Source organism: Peribacillus sp. FSL H8-0477 (assembly GCF_038002765.1).
In the GTDB taxonomy this organism is placed as follows: Bacteria; Bacillota; Bacilli; order Bacillales; family DSM-1321; genus Peribacillus.
This window is the reverse complement of the sequence record NZ_JBBODE010000002.1, coordinates 1065435-1082467: the sequence shown is the minus strand read 5'-3', so window position 1 is coordinate 1082467 and position 17033 is coordinate 1065435. Positions and strand designations below refer to the sequence as shown.

The 17033-nt window shown below is 37.8% G+C and carries 17 protein-coding genes; 6 read left to right on the top strand and 11 right to left on the bottom strand.

All coding sequences use genetic code 11. The features are described from left to right. Window positions 1–154: 154 nt before the first annotated feature. The 3 genes from MHI18_RS17005 to MHI18_RS16995 all read left to right on the top strand — a co-directional run bounded on the left by MHI18_RS17005 (window position 155) and on the right by MHI18_RS16995 (window position 2533). Window positions 155–1543 carry a sigma-54 interaction domain-containing protein gene (locus tag MHI18_RS17005; RefSeq protein ID WP_340849004.1) on the top strand — a complete coding sequence of 463 codons (1389 nt, stop codon included), beginning with the start codon at window positions 155–157 and terminating at the stop codon, window positions 1541–1543. 62 nt (window positions 1544–1605) lie between these two features. Beyond that, entirely contained in the window at window positions 1606–1806 is a 201-nt protein-coding gene (locus tag MHI18_RS17000; RefSeq protein WP_340849003.1) for a hypothetical protein, read from the top strand. A gap of 151 nt (window positions 1807–1957) precedes the next feature. Continuing rightward, a complete protein-coding gene (locus tag MHI18_RS16995) occupies window positions 1958–2533 on the top strand; it encodes a hypothetical protein (RefSeq protein WP_340849001.1) in 576 nt (191 codons plus the stop codon). Window positions 2534–2770: 237 nt separating this feature from the next. On the opposite strand, the gene MHI18_RS16990 is transcribed toward MHI18_RS16995, so the two are convergent. The 9 genes from MHI18_RS16990 to MHI18_RS16950 are packed head-to-tail and all read right to left on the bottom strand — an operon-like array spanning window position 2771 to window position 11515. Next, window positions 2771–4156 (bottom strand): CDP-glycerol glycerophosphotransferase family protein, encoded by a 1386-nt coding sequence (locus MHI18_RS16990; protein WP_340848999.1) that lies wholly within the window; start codon window positions 4154–4156, stop codon window positions 2771–2773. Continuing rightward, entirely contained in the window at window positions 4153–4932 is a 780-nt protein-coding gene (locus MHI18_RS16985) for a glycosyltransferase family 2 protein (protein WP_340848997.1), read from the bottom strand. Before MHI18_RS16985 ends, MHI18_RS16990 begins: the two co-directional genes overlap by 4 nt. 39 nt (window positions 4933–4971) lie before the next feature. Further along, window positions 4972–6021 carry a pseudaminic acid synthase gene (gene pseI, locus MHI18_RS16980; RefSeq protein WP_340848995.1) on the bottom strand — a complete coding sequence of 350 codons (1050 nt, stop codon included), beginning with the start codon at window positions 6019–6021 and terminating at the stop codon, window positions 4972–4974. Window positions 6022–6025: 4 nt separating this feature from the next. After that, on the bottom strand, window positions 6026–6532 hold the full coding sequence (pseH, locus tag MHI18_RS16975) for a UDP-4-amino-4,6-dideoxy-N-acetyl-beta-L-altrosamine N-acetyltransferase (RefSeq protein ID WP_340848994.1): 507 nt from the start codon (window positions 6530–6532) through the stop codon (window positions 6026–6028). Beyond that, window positions 6525–7613 carry a UDP-2,4-diacetamido-2,4,6-trideoxy-beta-L-altropyranose hydrolase gene (gene pseG / locus MHI18_RS16970; RefSeq protein ID WP_340848992.1) on the bottom strand — a complete coding sequence of 363 codons (1089 nt, stop codon included), beginning with the start codon at window positions 7611–7613 and terminating at the stop codon, window positions 6525–6527. Before pseG ends, pseH begins: the two co-directional genes overlap by 8 nt. Beyond that, entirely contained in the window at window positions 7610–8341 is a 732-nt protein-coding gene (locus MHI18_RS16965; RefSeq protein ID WP_340848990.1) for a glycosyltransferase family protein, read from the bottom strand. Before MHI18_RS16965 ends, pseG begins: the two co-directional genes overlap by 4 nt. Window positions 8342–8356: 15 nt before the next feature. Further along, a complete protein-coding gene (gene pseC / locus MHI18_RS16960; RefSeq protein WP_340848989.1) occupies window positions 8357–9532 on the bottom strand; it encodes a UDP-4-amino-4,6-dideoxy-N-acetyl-beta-L-altrosamine transaminase in 1176 nt (391 codons plus the stop codon). Between the two features lie 36 nt (window positions 9533–9568). After that, a complete protein-coding gene (pseB, locus tag MHI18_RS16955; RefSeq protein WP_340848987.1) occupies window positions 9569–10537 on the bottom strand; it encodes a UDP-N-acetylglucosamine 4,6-dehydratase (inverting) in 969 nt (322 codons plus the stop codon). A gap of 12 nt (window positions 10538–10549) precedes the next feature. After that, window positions 10550–11515 (bottom strand): CgeB family protein, encoded by a 966-nt coding sequence (locus MHI18_RS16950; RefSeq protein ID WP_340848986.1) that lies wholly within the window; start codon window positions 11513–11515, stop codon window positions 10550–10552. 245 nt (window positions 11516–11760) lie between these two features. Here MHI18_RS16950 and MHI18_RS16945 point away from each other — a divergent pair, with 245 nt between their 5' ends. Continuing rightward, window positions 11761–12681: an ABC transporter ATP-binding protein gene (locus MHI18_RS16945; RefSeq protein WP_340848985.1), complete on the top strand. Its 921-nt coding sequence runs from the start codon at window positions 11761–11763 to the stop codon at window positions 12679–12681. Beyond that, a complete protein-coding gene (locus MHI18_RS16940) occupies window positions 12678–13595 on the top strand; it encodes an ABC transporter permease (protein WP_340850311.1) in 918 nt (305 codons plus the stop codon). The genes MHI18_RS16945 and MHI18_RS16940 overlap by 4 nt, the downstream gene beginning before the upstream one ends. A gap of 165 nt (window positions 13596–13760) precedes the next feature. On the opposite strand, the gene MHI18_RS16935 is transcribed toward MHI18_RS16940, so the two are convergent. Next, window positions 13761–14045, bottom strand: coding sequence for an AbrB/MazE/SpoVT family DNA-binding domain-containing protein (locus tag MHI18_RS16935; RefSeq protein WP_340848983.1), 285 nt, complete (start codon window positions 14043–14045; stop codon window positions 13761–13763). A 410-nt stretch (window positions 14046–14455) separates the two neighbouring features. Between MHI18_RS16935 and MHI18_RS16930 the strand changes: the two genes are divergently transcribed. Continuing rightward, window positions 14456–14701 carry a hypothetical protein gene (locus MHI18_RS16930; protein ID WP_340848982.1) on the top strand — a complete coding sequence of 82 codons (246 nt, stop codon included), beginning with the start codon at window positions 14456–14458 and terminating at the stop codon, window positions 14699–14701. Between the two features lie 105 nt (window positions 14702–14806). Here MHI18_RS16930 and MHI18_RS16925 read toward each other — a convergent pair whose 3' ends face one another. Beyond that, complete coding sequence (locus MHI18_RS16925) at window positions 14807–16726, bottom strand: heavy metal translocating P-type ATPase (RefSeq protein WP_340848979.1); 1920 nt, start codon at window positions 16724–16726, stop codon at window positions 14807–14809. Window positions 16727–17033 lie beyond the last annotated feature (307 nt).

Below are 17033 nucleotides of genomic sequence, written 5' to 3'. Positions count from 1 at the left end.
TGCCAACATAAAACACTTTAAAACATGATGTAAGTACCCTCCCTGCAAAGAGTATTTGCAGGGAGGGTGCAAAAATTGGTTCATACATGCAAAGAATTATTGCACCAATATTATTATTGATTTACACTATTTACTATAAATAAGGGGGGATTCGATGTTTTTAGATAATGAAGATTATCATTCTATCTTATATTCACTAACAGATGTGATTGATATTGGCATACATATAATCGATCAAAATGGACGAACCATTATTTACAATAAGAAAATGAGTGAAATCGAAGGCATGTCTTCACAGGATGTATTAATGAAGAAAATCCCTGAAGTTTTTAAGTTCCATAAAGAAACAGAAAGTACCTTAATTCGTGCTCTCCATTATGGTCAAGAAACCAAAAATTCTAAACAAACTTACTTTAATAACCGTGGACAAGAGATCACTACCATAAATAATACTATTCCAATTTTCAATCAAAACAAAAAAGTGATCGGAGCAATTGAAGCAGCTAAGGACATCTCCAATCTTGAACGATTAATCAAAGATACTCTATTAAATAAAAGTGAAACCAAATATACCTTTGAAAGTATTATTGGAGAAAGTGAGAATTTCTTAGCTGTCATTGAACAAAGTAAACGTTCAACTAGAACAGCCTCATCCATTCTCATTGTGGGAGAAACAGGGACAGGAAAAGAATTATTTGCCCAAAGCATACATAATGGCAGTAATCGATCCTCTATGCCTTTTATCAGTCAGAACTGCGCTGCTCTTCCAGAAAGTTTAATCGAAAGTATCCTTTTTGGCACAAAGAAAGGTGCCTTTACTGGCTCCATTGAACGTCCGGGTTTATTTGAACAAGCTCATGGCGGAACCATTCTTTTAGATGAAATCAACTCACTGAATCCTCAATTACAAGCAAAACTGCTGCGTACGATCCAAGAACGAACCATCCGAAGAGTAGGCGATACGAAAGATATAGATATCGATGTTCGGATTATCGCGACGATAAATGAGGATCCAATAGAAGCCATTGCAAACGGTCATTTACGAAAAGATTTGTATTACCGCTTGAGTGTGGTTACATTGTTTATCCCTCCTCTTAGAGAACGAAAACAAGATATCCATCTGCTGGCGCATTCATTTATAAAAAAGTTTAATGATTTATTCGATTTAACGATTGAAGACCTTAGTGAAGAGGGTTACTCTCTTTTCTATGATTATGAATGGCCGGGAAATGTAAGAGAGCTTGAACACATTATTGAAGGCGCGATGAATTTATTAGAATCCACTGATAAAATCATTCAAATCTCACACCTGCCAACTTTATATAAAAAGAAAGTTCCTGTTAAAACCAATCAACATGAAGAGGTTTCTGAACCCTTACGTTCACTTGAAGACTATCTCTCAACCACTGAAAAATTATACTTGGAAAATGTACTAAAGCAGTATCACTTTAATGTCTCACAAGCTGCAAAAGCATTACAAATAAGCAGACAAAGTCTCCAATATCGATTAAGAAAATATCAAATCAAATCTTTTACTGTTTGATTATCCAGTCTACCAGTTCGATATGATAAGATAATGGAAGTACATAAACAGGGGAGGCCGTCATGAAACGTTTCAAAACTATTTTCATTGTTATGATTGTTGTTGCAGTCCTATCAATATGGATTCTTCAAAAGGATCACTCAGCGGTAGACCTACAATGGCGTATATTAATTGCCGCAGGCGGTTCGCTATTATCTGGTGTGCTGGCTTATTTTCTGCTACAAAAAGACATCGAACATGTTGATGCAAAACCCGATAAGTAATGCTAAAAATCCACTTCCTAAAGTGGGTTTTTTTCGTTCTTGTCTCCTCGATTGTTCTATCCTCTATCCCCCAAAAAAGATAAAAATGTCCAAGCCATTTACATTCTGCAACATAGAATATAGTAAGTTTGTACATGAGGAGGCTATGATTGTGGGATTTTACAAAAACGATAAAGATTGCAAATGCGAAGTAGAGCAAAATGTGAATGTAACTGTAAATGCACCTGCAGGAGAGCAGGGCGCAACTGGACCTACTGGACCGACCGGTGCACCCGGAGTCGTCAATTATTCATTTTCTCAACCTTCCAGTATCTTTGTTCCTTCTCCGGGTTTATTTACAGTGACAAATGCTGAAACCTCAATTACTACTCTATCAATCACACTCACCCAAGCAGCTGCAGTGGAATTAAAAGGGTCAATCGGATGGAGCTCTCCAACCTTCTTTTCTATCAATATGATTTCGCCGAATTTACCTGAACTTGTCATCATTTGGCGTATACGCCGCGGAGTAAATGGACCTGTCATTTGGGAGAGTCGTGATGGAATCAGCAATGAAAATGGTGAACAATCACTATTTTCAAAATCAGTTTTCCATGTTGATGCAAGTGCTGGATTAGGTCCCGTCACCTACGAACTAACTGGACAAGTGGACCCTATATCCTCTCCAGGTTCAACAGCGGAAATCAACGGACCCATTTCCTTTGCCGGCACAGCTTTTCCGGTATAACATTTTTCGATAATTGTGCGGAACAGGCAGAATTTTGTGCGCTTGAAGCTCATCCAACCATGAGCTTCAGGCCTTTTTGTGCGGGATATAGTATTGAAATGAAGTTATCCGGTGGAAGTTTATGTGGAATCAGCATTTTTCTCAACAATAGACTTTTTTCAGCGTTCAGGGATATTGAAAAGGTGTCAAGCAGCTGATAGTAAAAGACTGTCGAGAGTTCTCGGCAGCCTGGGTATTTTATTTAATTAAGTTCACCAGTCTTTGGCCGGATAATCCATCATTTTTAGAATCAGCTACATACTGTTCTCTTGCTTCCTGGTATTTTTTCCTTTCTTCACTGGAGAGATAATACTGATTCACTATGTCGCTAAGTATGTCCGGGTCATCTTGGATATACGCTCCGAAGGAATCAAAATAGTCGTAGGTACGATTGCTGAATAAAAAATTAAACAGGAACACGGGTACATTTAACAAGATACTCTCTAGTGCTACCGTGGATAATGATGAAACCACTCCCTCAACATGCGAAAGCAAATCATATAAATTATTCTCTCTAGATGTATAAACTTTCACTTTTTTGTTTGTTTGCTCTAGGTCTAGATACGTTTGATATTTCCCTTTCCCCATCTCCCATGGATGAGGCTTTATAAGCAGCTGAAAGGAATGCTCGGCGATGTTTTTGATTAGTTTTTCAAATTTGACTTGATCAAGATTTGGTCCAGTAATCACTAATAAGGTCAACTTATCCGGATCAAGACCCATTTTTTCAAAAAATGCTGCTTTGTCAGCTGGAGAATGAGTAAAGATTTCATCAAATTTCGGATGACCGATTTGTGCTATCCGTTCAATGGATACTCCTCTTTGTTCATACCATTTCTGTTCATATCCCCCGTAAACCCCCACAATGGTTGTAAAGACGGGCATGAATGCTTCTTCCCCCATGAGGATACCATGCTGCAAGCAAATACTTTTAATCCCCCGCATAGAACCAACGATAGAGAGCGCTCTACTCAACATATCTTCAGTTGTTCCTACAATTACAGCAGATATCTTTACGTGTTCAAATAGATGAATGGCTGAACAGACAGCTTTTACGATCAGGGGAATTCGTTTTAAGAAAGTCTGTTGGAACACCTCATTACCAAATGCAGCATGCGTATTGTATTGTGCAAAAATAGCTGTGGCCTGTGTTGTTAATTCTGTAACAGCCTGTTCATCATTTTCTTCATAATTTCCCATGCAAACTGTTGGAATTCCATACATTTCTGTTTTTTTCGAGCGTGTAAGAATCAACGTTTCCTTCGAGTCAAACACCTGGGAGTAAGTTTGTTCAGGAATACGTGTGTAATCTGAGACAATTAATGTCTTTCCGCCTGCCGATTGTGGAGAGCCGCCTTTTCCAAGTATCTCTTCAAAATAGGGTTGAATTCTGCTCTGGTCCATAACGGGAAATCTTAAATCAGCCTGAAACTCCTCTTTCTCCATCTTCGTTTTTAGTTCCTGATCGATTTGTTGATAAAAGTTGGTCAGCAAAACAATGGGGATCTTTCGAAATGTAAGCTGATTAAAGGTTTCCACAAATTCTCGATAGAGGGACCAATAATTCGTTAAATAGGTACTCATACACCCTTCCCCTTCCTTAAGGCTCTAATTCCTTCTCGCAGCTCAAAACACGTTCTTTGTTCTGGAAGCAATTCTGAAAATTTATTAGGAGAATCACTAAATAGTTGAGCATGAATGGATTTTGGTGTTATATAGTTAAAATCGAGGATTTCATTTAGAGGATAAAATGGCCAATAATGATTAATTCTCCAAAAAAATCTCGCGTCTCCCAGCCGGTAGAATTGCGGATTTTCATCCCAATATGAACCATAGGCTTCCTTAATTTTAGGAAGAATCGACATCCTGTGCATAACCGAACAATGATCAGTCATACACGAAGCAAGCCATGAAATTGACTTTGCCGGGCGATCCACACTTTTCGTCGTTTCCCCTAACTCATTTAAATGGACGGTTTTTGATGCTGAATATACAATCATGGCTTCCTGCTGTTCCTCTAGAAAGGCAACCAGTTTCTCAATCTTTTGTTTGTGGAAAACATTATCATCAGTTGCGTAGGTTATATACTCACCTTGTGCTATATCCAGCGCTTGGTTAATTAATACAGCATAGCGGGTTTTTTCTACCCTTTCCTCAAGCGTTTGTATATTGCTTTTAAAAAACTTTACCCGCTCATCCTTCAAATATGGTTCAATTACTTTTAAGGTTTCTTCATTTGAATTATCATCCATAATAAATAATTCAAAATCCTGATAAGTTTGACCTAAAATGGATTGAATCGTTCTTCCCACATATTCCTGTTTATTATAGCTTGTTAAAATGACGGTCACTTTTGGCAAGAAAAACACCTCTTTTCATAGAATTATAGATATCAGCTGTTAAAAGAAGGTCCAATCTGCAGGCGTACCTGCTTTGATTTCTTTCACTACTTTTTTTCCTAGTAAAATATCATAATATTTTGGTGCTAACCCATATCCAGGTCTAATTATTCGAAGGTTTTCCTGCGTGAGCACCTCACCGGCTTTTATATCTTTGACCACAAAGACAGACCTTCTAAATTTTAGTGAACTTTTCTCAGCTTCTGTTGGTCCATACGATATCCCCCCCAAAGACTGCCACGCAGTATGGGTGTCATTAACCAATGACTGCATTTCTGTTGGTTCCATTGAAAAAGCAGAATCGACACCGCCATCTGCACGAGAAGTGGTAAAGTGCTTTTCGATAATGGTTGCACCAAGTGCTACGCTCGCTACCGATACAGCCGTTCCTAAGGTATGGTCAGATAAACCAACTTGGCAGTCAAAGAGGTTTTGCATATGTGGAATGGTTGCAATATTGGTGTTTGTAGGAGCTGCAGGGTACGTGCTGGTACATTTTAAGAGAATAAATTCTTTACAACCAGCTTCTTTGAGGCAGCGAACCATATCATCGAGTTCGCCCAGACTGGCCATCCCCGTAGAAATTATCAAAGGTTTACCTGTAGCAGCTGCCTTCTTAATAAGGGGAAGATCATTATTCTCAAATGATGCGATTTTGTACATAGGGACTGCTAAACCTTCAAGGAAGTCTACGGCCGTTTCATCAAATGGCGTGCTAAATGGTATGAGTCCAAGTTCTCTGCATCTAGTAAAAATTGGTTCGTGCCATTCCCATGGGGTATAGGCTTGCTGATACAGTTTATAGAGAGTGTTTCCTTTCCATAAACTATCTGTTTCCTGAATGTTAAAGACTTGATTGTCGACATTGACTGTCATCGTATCTGCCGTATATGTTTGGATTTTCAACGCATGAGCGCCTGCTTTAGCTGCTGCATCAACAATTTCCAAAGCTCGTTCCAGCGATTGATTATGATTCCCAGACATTTCTGCAATAATAAACGGAGGATGGTTGGGTCCAACCATCCGTCCGCCTAGATTAATACCTTCCATCAACTCACTCCTCAGTTCGAAATTTCAACTTTTCTTTAGATAAAACAAAGCGAAAAACGTCTTGTATTTGATCCTGTTGATTTTGATAGACTCCTTCTTTTTCGAACCCTAATTTCAAATGTAACCCTTGACTTTTTTTGTTAAAGAAAAGCACTTCCCCAATGATTTTATTCATGTTCAGCTGATAAAAGGCATAGTCAATAGCTAACATTGCCATGATTGTTCCCGAGCCTTTTGGGGCATCTTGTTCACCAATATAAAAGCCCCAAACACATTCATCCTTTACCGTTTTCTTAAAAGACACGAAACCTAGAGGTTTATCAGGACCGATAAACACGCGAAAATAGGTTGAGTTATGCATGGCATCTTCGAACCAGCGACAGTGCTCTTTGTACATAATTGGGTGATTAGAAAGCATGTTCACCCTCACTTCTGCTGCATTTCTCCATTGAAAAATCATGTCCTTATCACTATCAACTAACTCTCGCAAGAAATAGGTCATCTTATTCATCTACTCTCATAATCTTTTGAACTAGCATCTGTTGGCTCAATCGATTATTCTTCATTAACAGATAGGCTCTAATAGACATCTCCGTTCGTGCTGTTTCATTATTCATCAAGCTGCCTAATTGTTTCGATACTAAAGTGACGCCTACTTCTTCTTTTTTACCTAAATAGGCGACGATTTTTTTTCTTTCTGCATGCTCACAGATCTTCACTTGATTCTCAGCAAGACTCCACACGATTGATGGTAACCCCATCATACAGCGTTCCCAGGTTGTCGTGCCGCCAGCCCCAATGGATAAGTCCGCCTTATACATTAATTCAGCAAGATAATTCACCTGATAGTGAAACGTAAGAAAATCATATCGTTTGCAGAAATGAGCCAATTCTTTTTTATGGAGATTCGTTTGACCAACAACAACATCTATTTGAATATCCGTTCTATTTAATGCCAAAAAGGCGTGTAAAGCTTTCTTTGTTTCATTCGTTTGATCACTTCCACCAAAAAAGAGCAAAAGTCTTTTCACTGGCCCCCTTCGAATTCTCCGCTTCATTGGATAAAATTCACTTCTTAATAAGACGAAGTTAGGTCCTAAAAAAGTTTTACAAGGAGCGGGAATAAGAAACTTATAGCGAAATTGGTACCCCTCATAATCATTTTGGTCTAGTAAAAAATCACAATCATGTTTTCGATCAGCTAAGTCATCAATCACCATAATCTTTTTTGCAGACTCTCTAAGAATACTTTCCCACACCTCATTAATCGCATAATGATCAATGACTAACAGATCCACTATTTCCTTCTTTAGCAGAAGTTTTGTTTGTACTGCATCTTGTTGCTGTGACACTTTCAACCATTGTGAATGAGACGTGTCAGCAGCCAGTTCTCGTGTTTCTAGAACATAGGGAAGTCTTAAGATGGGGTATCCTTTTATTTCAATTAACTCACACAAATGTCCAACATGTTCTCGACAAATAAACCTGACTTCGGCACCATGTCTACGCAGTTTATCTGCGAGAGTTAGACATCTTATCACATGGCCTGTACCAATCTCTATAGAAGCATCAACCCGTATAAGGACGTTCATAGCACTTTTTTCTGTTCAACATGTGAATTTAGTAAGTTCCATTCGGGATTTTCTTGCAGCAGATAGAGGATATCTTCGAGAGAAAAAGATTGGTTTTTGTTATAAAGATGTTCAATAATAAAACGGACTAACGTAAAGTCTTCTTCTGTATCAACAGTTAACCGATAATGTTGCAGGCTGCTTGAATGTGTAACCTGACCAATATTAAAGCGTTCTGGATGTTTATAAAGAAAAGGCGTGACGTGTTCACGATAACCTGTATTTGTTGTTTCTCGATGACATTGTTTTAAAGCTTCCATTGACAATATTTCAATATCAAATCCACGCGGATACGTTCTTTTAATAGTATTTGACACGTAATCATATCGTCTGCTATTTCGGAATTCGTTAACCACCTTATCAATAATAAGTGGATCAATTAAAGGACAATCGGACGTTAGACGTACAATTGCATCGGCCTCATAGTGAATGGCTGCTTCGTAAAACCTTTCTAATACATCTTCTTCTGCCCCCCGGAAACATGGGACAGCTAACTTCTCACACAGATCAATGATCGGCTGTTCCGTTTCTCGTTGTGTAGTCGCCACAACAAGACTTTGAATGGATTGCGACCTATTTACTCTCTCAATCTGATATTCAAGCAGTGATTTACCGAGGACTTCTTTCATTACTTTTCCAGGCAGTCTTGTCGATCCCATTCTCGCTTGAATAATTGCTACTATTTTCACAATATCACCTGCTACTCATTTAGAATATGTGTTGATTACCTCTTTGACAGCCTCAATCACATCGTTCACATCATCTTCTGTCATAGCTGGAAATAGAGGCAATGTGATCACTTGTTCATAAAGATTTTCCGCCTTTGGACAAAGACCCTGCTTATATCCTAATTCTTGATAGTACGGTAAAAGATAAACTGGAATATAGTGCACATTTACACCTATATTTTTATTAATTAGTGCTCGTAGGATTTCTTTTCGGTTTCCTGTTAACTTCTCTAGTTCAAGACGAAGAACATATAAATGCCAGCTTGACTGACCATTCACTTGTTGAAACGGAATGGTGATCCCACTTGTACGCTTAAAGGCCTCGTTATACATGGAGGCATAGTTCATCCTTAATGCTAAAAATTTATCCGCTTTCTTTAACTGACTAGATGCAAGAGCTGCTTGGATATCTGTTAAACGATAGTTATACCCTAAGAAATGCATTTCGTAATACCAGGGTCCATGATTGTCTTTCATTATGTTAGAATCACGGGTAATGCCATGCGAACGAAATTGAATTAATTTCTCATAATACACTTGGCTATTCGTTGTTATGGCGCCGCCTTCTCCCGCTGTAATATGTTTCACGGGGTGAAAACTAAACATGGTCATATCGCTAATGGATCCTATCTTTCTTTGTTTGTACTCAGCACCTAACGCATGCGCTGCATCTTCGATAATAATCAGCTGATGTTTTTTTGCGAGATCATCTATTTCATCTAAAGCGCATGGCTGTCCCGTAAAATGAACAGGAATAATCGCTTTCGTTTTCTCCGTAATCTTCTGTTCAATCTCTTTTGGATTTATGTTATAGGTTTGCTCATCAATATCCGCAAAGACAGGCTTTCCTCCTTGATATAAGATACAATTTGCACTTGCTGCAAACGTTAACGGACTTGTGATGACTTCATCCCCGGAACCTATCCCCGCTGCATAACATGCTCCGTGGAGTGCTGCCGTTCCATTTGAAAATGTGACTGCATACTTTGCTCCCACATAATCAGCCAACTCCTGTTCGAATTTGGTTACATATGGGCCGGTAGTAAGAAAGTCTCCTTTTAACACATTAACCACGGCATCGATATCTACTTGATCGATCCATTGCCTTCCATAGGGAAGAAACGTCTCTCTTTTTGCTCTATTTTGATCCATTCACCTTCACCATCCACGCTATAGACTGGTCTTATCTTATTCATTAACCAATTTTCTCAGCTCTTCGACAGACAACCATTGATCATTCGTATTACTAACATAGCTAAACCCTTCTGCTAGTGACTTCCCGTCTTTTGTATAGGCAGCATCCCACCAAGGGAACTCAGGTTGTATCACATAATAGTCATCATATTCTACTGTTCGCCGCGCATCGTCTTCCGTAATCATCGTTTCATGTAATTTCTCACCTGGGCGAATTCCATTAAACTCAACATTACAGTTTGGCGCAATGGCTTTCGCCAAGTCCATGACATTCATACTCGGAATTTTCGGTACGAATATTTCCCCTCCTTTCATTCTATCGAGACCATCAATCACAAACTGCACACCTTGGGTTAACGTAATCCAGAAACGAGTCATCCGCTCATCGGTAATCGGAATGATGCCAGTATCTTTAATACTTTTAAAAAATGGAACGACACTTCCACGGCTCCCAACAACGTTTCCATAGCGTACCACACTAAAGCGGGTTTTCTTAGTGCCTGCATACGAATTTGCTGCTACGAATAATTTATCTGAAGCCAGCTTAGTCGCGCCATACAGGTTTACAGGACTTGCTGCTTTATCCGTGCTTAACGCAATGACCTTTTCCACTCCTCTGTCGATTGCCGCTTCAATAATATTTTGTGCTCCATGGATATTGGTTTTAATGGCTTCAAACGGATTATATTCACAAACACCGACGTGCTTTAATGCTGCAGCATGAATGACTATATCTACTCCTTCAAACCCACGAAATAATCTCTCCTTATCACGGACATCACCAATAAAGAAGCGCATTCTTGAATCTGTAAACTCTTGAGCCATTTCATACTGTTTTAATTCATCCCGGCTAAAAACAATTACTTTCTTTACTTCACTTTTCAAAATGGTACTGATAAATTTCTTTCCAAATGATCCGGTACCACCTGTGACCAGTACCGTCTTATGCTTTAATTGAGACATACTCATTCCCCCTTACTTTTTTTCAAAAAGTGTATTTAGGATGTCTTGGATTCTATGAAACATGGTATGACCGTTTAAAGCCCTTTTATAAGCATTTTGACTATACTGGGTTCGTTCCACTTCATTTTTTATAAAAAAATGAATCAATTCTATACAGTGCTGCGGACTAGAATAAACAACGATTTCTTTTTCGAGGTTAAAATGTACATCTGTATCAGGTTTATGAGGAATTAACTGAAACCCACCACACGCCGCGATATCAAAGCAACGATTATTGATACTTTTACTTGTAATTCCAAGATTATTTTGGTTGGCACGAAAGTTGTCATCACGATGGGGATTCAATATAATTTTCGATTGATTATATACTTTTCGGATCTGGTGAGGACTACTCCATCTATTAATAATCGTTACTCTGTTCGGATCATTCTCTGCAATCGATTTCCTCCATCCTGGACCAACCACTATTAAGCTATATGGAGTCTCTGCTAAAATGCGTTGAACCAACTCTACTCTTCCTGGGTATGGGAAACCTGTTAGACACAAATCATACTTTGCTTTCTCTTCCGATGGTTGATAGATAGAAGAAATCGTTCCAAGAGGCAAATGCATGATAGTTTTCTCTGGAAACATTACTTTATAAAACTCAAATGCAGCTAAATCAATGGTAAAAACCTGCTGAAAATAAGGCATTATTTCTATGGATCTATCTAGGTAAAAGGGGTCCTCCGTTAACCACACACATAAAACAGCGCCTGTTTTTCTCAGATCGTTTAATAATTGTTTATCTGTCTTATAACCAACAAGGGTAATAACTACTTCTGGTTTGGATTGTTTAATTACTTCCCTTAATTCTTTTGTTAGGGTGGGATTAATTTTTACAATTGAGTGTCCTAATTTCAAGAATTCATCCACAACTGTTTGTTCTAAATAAGGGTAGATACCTTTATAACCAGAAGAAATGAGTATAATGTTCATAACAGATTTTCTCCTTGTCGCACATTCTTGTGCCTTTTTGGTATACGGCCCTTACATTTTCTTGGTATTGTATTCAGGTAAGGCAGAGATTGTGTGGACAAACTTCTCTCAATTATGCATTTGATAGTCAATTCTAAGTTTATTAGACAGATAGTTAGGAACATGCTAGAATTTACAGATAAGTCTTACATATATTACCTTTTAAAACATGTGTGTTGTAAGAGGAAAAAAGGGAGAGTGTCAGTTTGGAGAAAGTAATAACCTTATCGAATGTATCGAAGAAAATTGGAAAAAAGCTGATTATTGATAATATCAGCTTTGACGTCCATGCCGGAGAAGTGTTTGGATTTCTTGGACCTAATGGTGCGGGAAAAACAACCACAATTAGGATGTTGGTTGGCTTAATGAAGATTACTTCCGGAGATATAAAGATCGGCAAGTATAGTATTTCCACAGATTTTGAAAAAGCAATTGCCCAAGTAGGCGGTATCGTTGAAAACCCAGAAATGTATAAGTTTATGTCTGGTCTTGATAATCTAAAGCAATATGCCCGAATGACCAAAGGTGTAACTAAAGAACGAATCATGGAAGTGGCCGAACTGGTCGGACTTCAAGATCGTTTAAAAGAAAAAGTAAAAACATACTCACTTGGTATGAGGCAGCGTCTAGGCATTGCGCAAGCATTACTTCACCGTCCCAAGATATTAATACTCGATGAACCAACAAATGGCTTGGATCCATCTGGTATACGTGAAATTCGAGATTATATTAAGAAGCTTGCCCGCGAAGAAAATATGGCGGTTATCGTCTCCAGTCATTTATTAGCTGAAATGGAAATGATGTGTGACCGAATAGGCATTATTCAAAACGGCCGGATGATTGATGTCCAAAATGTTAACGATATGATGACTGAAGATAATAAGAGTTATTTGATTGATGCAAGACCTATTTCGACAGCATTAACTGTCCTGCAATCATCTTTTACTGATGCCGTTATTACTCAAGGAAAACGGTCTATTGAGATTACCGGGACGTCTATTAATATGCCGAATATTATTAAAACACTCGTTGAAAACGACTGTGAAATCTATGAAGCAGCGCCTATTAATAAATCTTTAGAAGATAAGTTCCTAGAGATAACTGGTAAAAAGGGAGGCGTTGCATAATGGGCCTTTTAGCAAATGAATGGATTAAGATTTTCAAACGAAAAGCAACGTACATCCTGATTGGGATTACACTCCTTCTCGTGCTCGGTACAGCCATTGCGTTATATTTCTTCGATAAACCGGATACGAATAGCGAAAACGGGGCTTGGAAAGTAACACTTACAGAAGAGAATAAAAATTACGCAGATGACGAAATGATGAAGCCGTATATTGCTGAAAACCAATATCGGATTGATCATAATCTACCACCAAACGCGACATATAATGTCTGGGACTTCATGACAGATGCAGTGAGTTTTATATCGTTCGTCGCTCTCTTTACGATTATTATTGCGGCAGGTATCATTGCAAATGAATTTAGTTGGGGTACCATCAAATTACTGCTAATCCGCCCTATCAACCGTGTAAAGATCTTGCTTAGTAAATACATAACTGTTTTATTATTTGCTTTGTTCATGATTAGCATCCTATTCGTCTCAAGCTTTCTATTCGGTTCTATTTTCTTTGGGTTTGAAGGTACCCAGCCTTACTTGGCATACGTTAATGGTGAAATAGTCGAACGTAATATTATTATTCAATTACTTATTGAATATGGCTTAGAGTCAGTGGGACTGCTCATGTTTACGACACTAGCCTTTATGATTTCGGCTGCATTCCGTAACAGTTCACTTGCTATCGGACTAGCAATCTTCTTTTTATTATCAGGTAATATTATTACCGGAATAATCGGCGCTTACTATGATTGGGCAAAATACCTTATATTTGCCAATATTAATCTAAGTCAATATATTAATGGCTCAAGTCTTATTGATGGCATGACAATGACCTTCTCTGTGATTATGCTGGCTATCTACTTCTTTATCTTTATGGTTATCGCTTTTGTAGCCTTCGTGAAGCGTGATGTGTCTGCATAACGAATAGTAAAGAAAAAGAGAAACCCCAAAAGTTCGGATAGTCAATTAACCAAACCTTTGGGGTTTCTCTTTAGACAATAAATGCCTGATGGAACAAAAAGAAAAGCAATATCAATAATCATATCACTTTAAAAATCAATCCTATTTATTTATCTGTATCATCGTTTATTTAGAAGCTTCGAAGTTTGCTTGAATTTCTTTAATTAGAAGTTCTGCACCTTCATGGCTTAAAATTAAAGATCCGTTCGCTAATTTAAGGTTATTATCAGACGTTTCCCCAGTAATTTGGCATGTCATGTTTGGTTGATATTTCTTTAGGATAATACGTTCTTGTTCAACATATATTTCCAATGGATCTTTCTCCATAATGCCAAGTGTACGGCGTAACTCTTTAGGGATAACGATTCTACCTAATTCATCGATTTTACGAACAATTCCTGTTGATTTCATTTCTAATTTCCTCCTGCTGATTTCATTGTAATACGTGAAATTTTTCACACAAATCATATTATTATACCAATATAATAATATCACTTACTGCCAATAACGTCAATTATACTATCTTTCACCATATTCTTTTTTTATACCTATTATTTAGTACATTTCTAAATAAAAAACCTATTTCTTATATATTTCACCAGTTTATGAAATAATAATATTATATCATTATAATTAAACCTTCTCATAATCTGAATGTGCTGGGTAGACAAATTATTTTATAAATAGGTCATTCTAGTCTAAAAACCAGTAATTGTGAATCTTCCACTTCATAAAAAGTCAAAAATTTTGATTATTTTTGTTTTGAAAGGTCATTTTCATCTATTAGCGTATATAATTAATAGTAAGAAGAGGTGGTAAACTTGAAACCAGTTGGAACAGAAGGATTTATATCATTAGAAGAGATTATAGTATCCGAGGAATTCTTGCATTCACATCCTAGTGATGACAAAACCAAGGAAGTTATGGATTATGTTGTTCGGACCGGTAATTTAGATGAACCTATAACAATAAATAAAGATACTAATGTCCTAACAAATGGCTATCGCCGTTACTTGGCAGCTAAGATGGTCGGGATGAACGTAGTGCCTATCAATTATGAACAATAAGTATACATAAGCTGCAGCGATCATGACTGGTATACAGTATGGTCGTTTTTTCAATGCCATAAAAAAATGCCGATCATGATTTCTGATCAGCATTTTTTATTGGTATTAATTTTTTAATAAGCGCAGACTATTGAGGATAACTAAAATTGTACTTCCTTCATGTCCAATAACTCCATACGGTAAATCAAGAAACTGAAGGAAATTAGAAGCAATCAAAACCATAATAACTAATATAGAAAACACAACATTTTGTTTAATGATTTTGTTCATTTTCTTTGATAATTTAACTGCTTCAGCAATACGAGGCAAATCATTTTTCATTAATACGACATCTGCTGTTTCGAGTGCAACGTCAGTTCCTTCCCCCATTGCAATCCCGATAGACGCGGTTGCCAGCGCTGGGGCATCATTGATGCCGTCACCAACCATTGCCACCGTACCAAACTGTTCCATGAGCTTTTTAATTTCATCTACCTTTGTCTCCGGCAAACACCCAGAAATATACATATCTATGTGACTTTCAGCTGCGATTGCTTTCGCTGTTTTTTCACCATCTCCGGTAAGCATAACTGTACGAATCCCCTCTTTACGAAGAGCGTCAATCGCTGCAATTGTGGTATCCCGAACGACGTCTTTAAGTGTCATGATGCCGGCAATGCCCTGTTCATCTCTAACATAGACTACGGTTTTCCCTTGTTCTGCAAGCTTTTGTCCAATTCCAATTTGGAACTGTTCCGATTCGAGGCCGCCAACAAACTCAGCTCTGCCTGCTTTCCAAAGAACACCGTTTATCATTCCCTGTACACCGTATCCTGAGATATCTTCCATATTTTCAGGCTTAATGAGCGGTTTATCTATTTTAGTCTTGGCATATCGTACAATTGAAGCCGCCAATGGATGATTCGAATAATTTTCTACAGACGCAACTGTGAATAAAAATTCAGCCTCTGAAAGATCTTCACGAACAACAACATCTGTTACTTCTGGTTTTCCTTTGGTTAGTGTACCTGTTTTATCAAGAGCTATTGCCTGCATAGACCCAAGATTTTCGAGATGGACACCGCCCTTGACTAGTATTCCATGACGAGCACCGTTGGAGATAGCAGATAAGGTAGCTGGCATTATGGACGCGACCAGTGCGCATGGAGATGCGACAACGAGCAGGATCATTGCACGGTAGAATGTTTCTGTCCAGCTCCAACCTAAAACGAAATGCGGCAGGAACATCATTAAGGCAACAACGGCCAAGACAACTTTTACATAAGTACCTTCAAAGCGTTCAATAAAAAGCTGTGAAGGTGATTTTTCACTTTGTGCAGATTGAACAAGCAAAATGATTTTTTGAAACAATGTTTCACTGCTAGGCTTAGTAATTTCAACAGTAATGGTTCCTCGCAAATTAACCGTTCCTGCGAATACTTCATCTTTCAAGCTTTTACTGACAGGAAAAGATTCTCCTGTAATTGCGGCTTCATCCAGATTCGTTTTCCCTTCTGTAATAACACCATCAGACGGTACACGTTCCCCAGGTTTAACCAGAATTAAGTCACCTACAGCTAAAGCAGAAACAGCTACTTTTTCTTCATGCCCATTATTTATGCGAAGAGCTTCCTCTGGCTGCAAGTCCATCAAAGCTGAAATTTCTTTATGGCTTTTGTTCATTGTATAAGTTTCTAATGCACCGCTTAAGGCAAATATGAAGATTAATATAGCACCTTCTGTCCAGTAGCCAATGATGGCAGAACCGACTGCGGCAAGGATCATCAACATTTCTACATTCAATTGTTTATCTGCTATTGTATCTTCAATACCCTCCTTCGCTTTGGCATATCCGCCAATAACGAAAGCTAACAGATAAATAACAATCGATGATGTCTCCATGTCAGCTTTAGCTAATATCAAGCCTATAACAATTAATACACCGCTAAAAAGAGCGGCAATAAGTTCAATATGTGGTTTAAGTTTATCCAGAATAGAAGTCTCACTAATTTTATTCTGTCTAAGCGCTTTTGATTCCTCAATCATCATTTTCCCTCCAGTAGTGTTCAATCATTCATCTAGATGAAACTCGTTCTCATTTGAAAGATGTCTAATTGAGAAAGATAATCAACTTCATTCTATTTATAAAGTAGGAAAGGCTGCTTTCGTTCAAGGAACGAAAACAGCACTATTGAAACAGTTATATGGAAATTCATTCGTTTTTCTATATTCATATTATCATAATCAACCCAATAAATAAACAATAATAATTCTAATCTAATAAAAATAATTAAAAACAGAAAATGGATAACTTCTAATAATTCTTGCTTTTAATTTGGTGCAGTCTGCTCAA

Bases quoted from the DNA above. Each gene is read 5' to 3' on its own strand.
- MHI18_RS16950 (WP_340848986.1), bottom strand. From the start codon at position 11,515: ATGAACATTATACTCATTTCTTCTGGTTATAAAGGTATCTACCCTTAT.
- pseB (WP_340848987.1), bottom strand. From the start codon at position 10,537: ATGTCTCAATTAAAGCATAAGACGGTACTGGTCACAGGTGGTACCGGA.
- pseC (WP_340848989.1), bottom strand. From the start codon at position 9,532: ATGGATCAAAATAGAGCAAAAAGAGAGACGTTTCTTCCCTATGGAAGG.
- MHI18_RS16990 (WP_340848999.1), bottom strand. From the start codon at position 4,156: ATGAGTACCTATTTAACGAATTATTGGTCCCTCTATCGAGAATTTGTG.
- MHI18_RS17005 (WP_340849004.1), top strand. From the start codon at position 155: ATGTTTTTAGATAATGAAGATTATCATTCTATCTTATATTCACTAACA.
- pseI (WP_340848995.1), bottom strand. From the start codon at position 6,021: ATGGAAGGTATTAATCTAGGCGGACGGATGGTTGGACCCAACCATCCT.
- MHI18_RS16935 (WP_340848983.1), bottom strand. From the start codon at position 14,045: ATGAAATCAACAGGAATTGTTCGTAAAATCGATGAATTAGGTAGAATC.
- pseH (WP_340848994.1), bottom strand. From the start codon at position 6,532: ATGAATAAGATGACCTATTTCTTGCGAGAGTTAGTTGATAGTGATAAG.
- MHI18_RS16925 (WP_340848979.1), bottom strand. From the start codon at position 16,726: ATGATTGAGGAATCAAAAGCGCTTAGACAGAATAAAATTAGTGAGACT.
- MHI18_RS17000 (WP_340849003.1), top strand. From the start codon at position 1,606: ATGAAACGTTTCAAAACTATTTTCATTGTTATGATTGTTGTTGCAGTC.
- pseG (WP_340848992.1), bottom strand. From the start codon at position 7,613: ATGAACGTCCTTATACGGGTTGATGCTTCTATAGAGATTGGTACAGGC.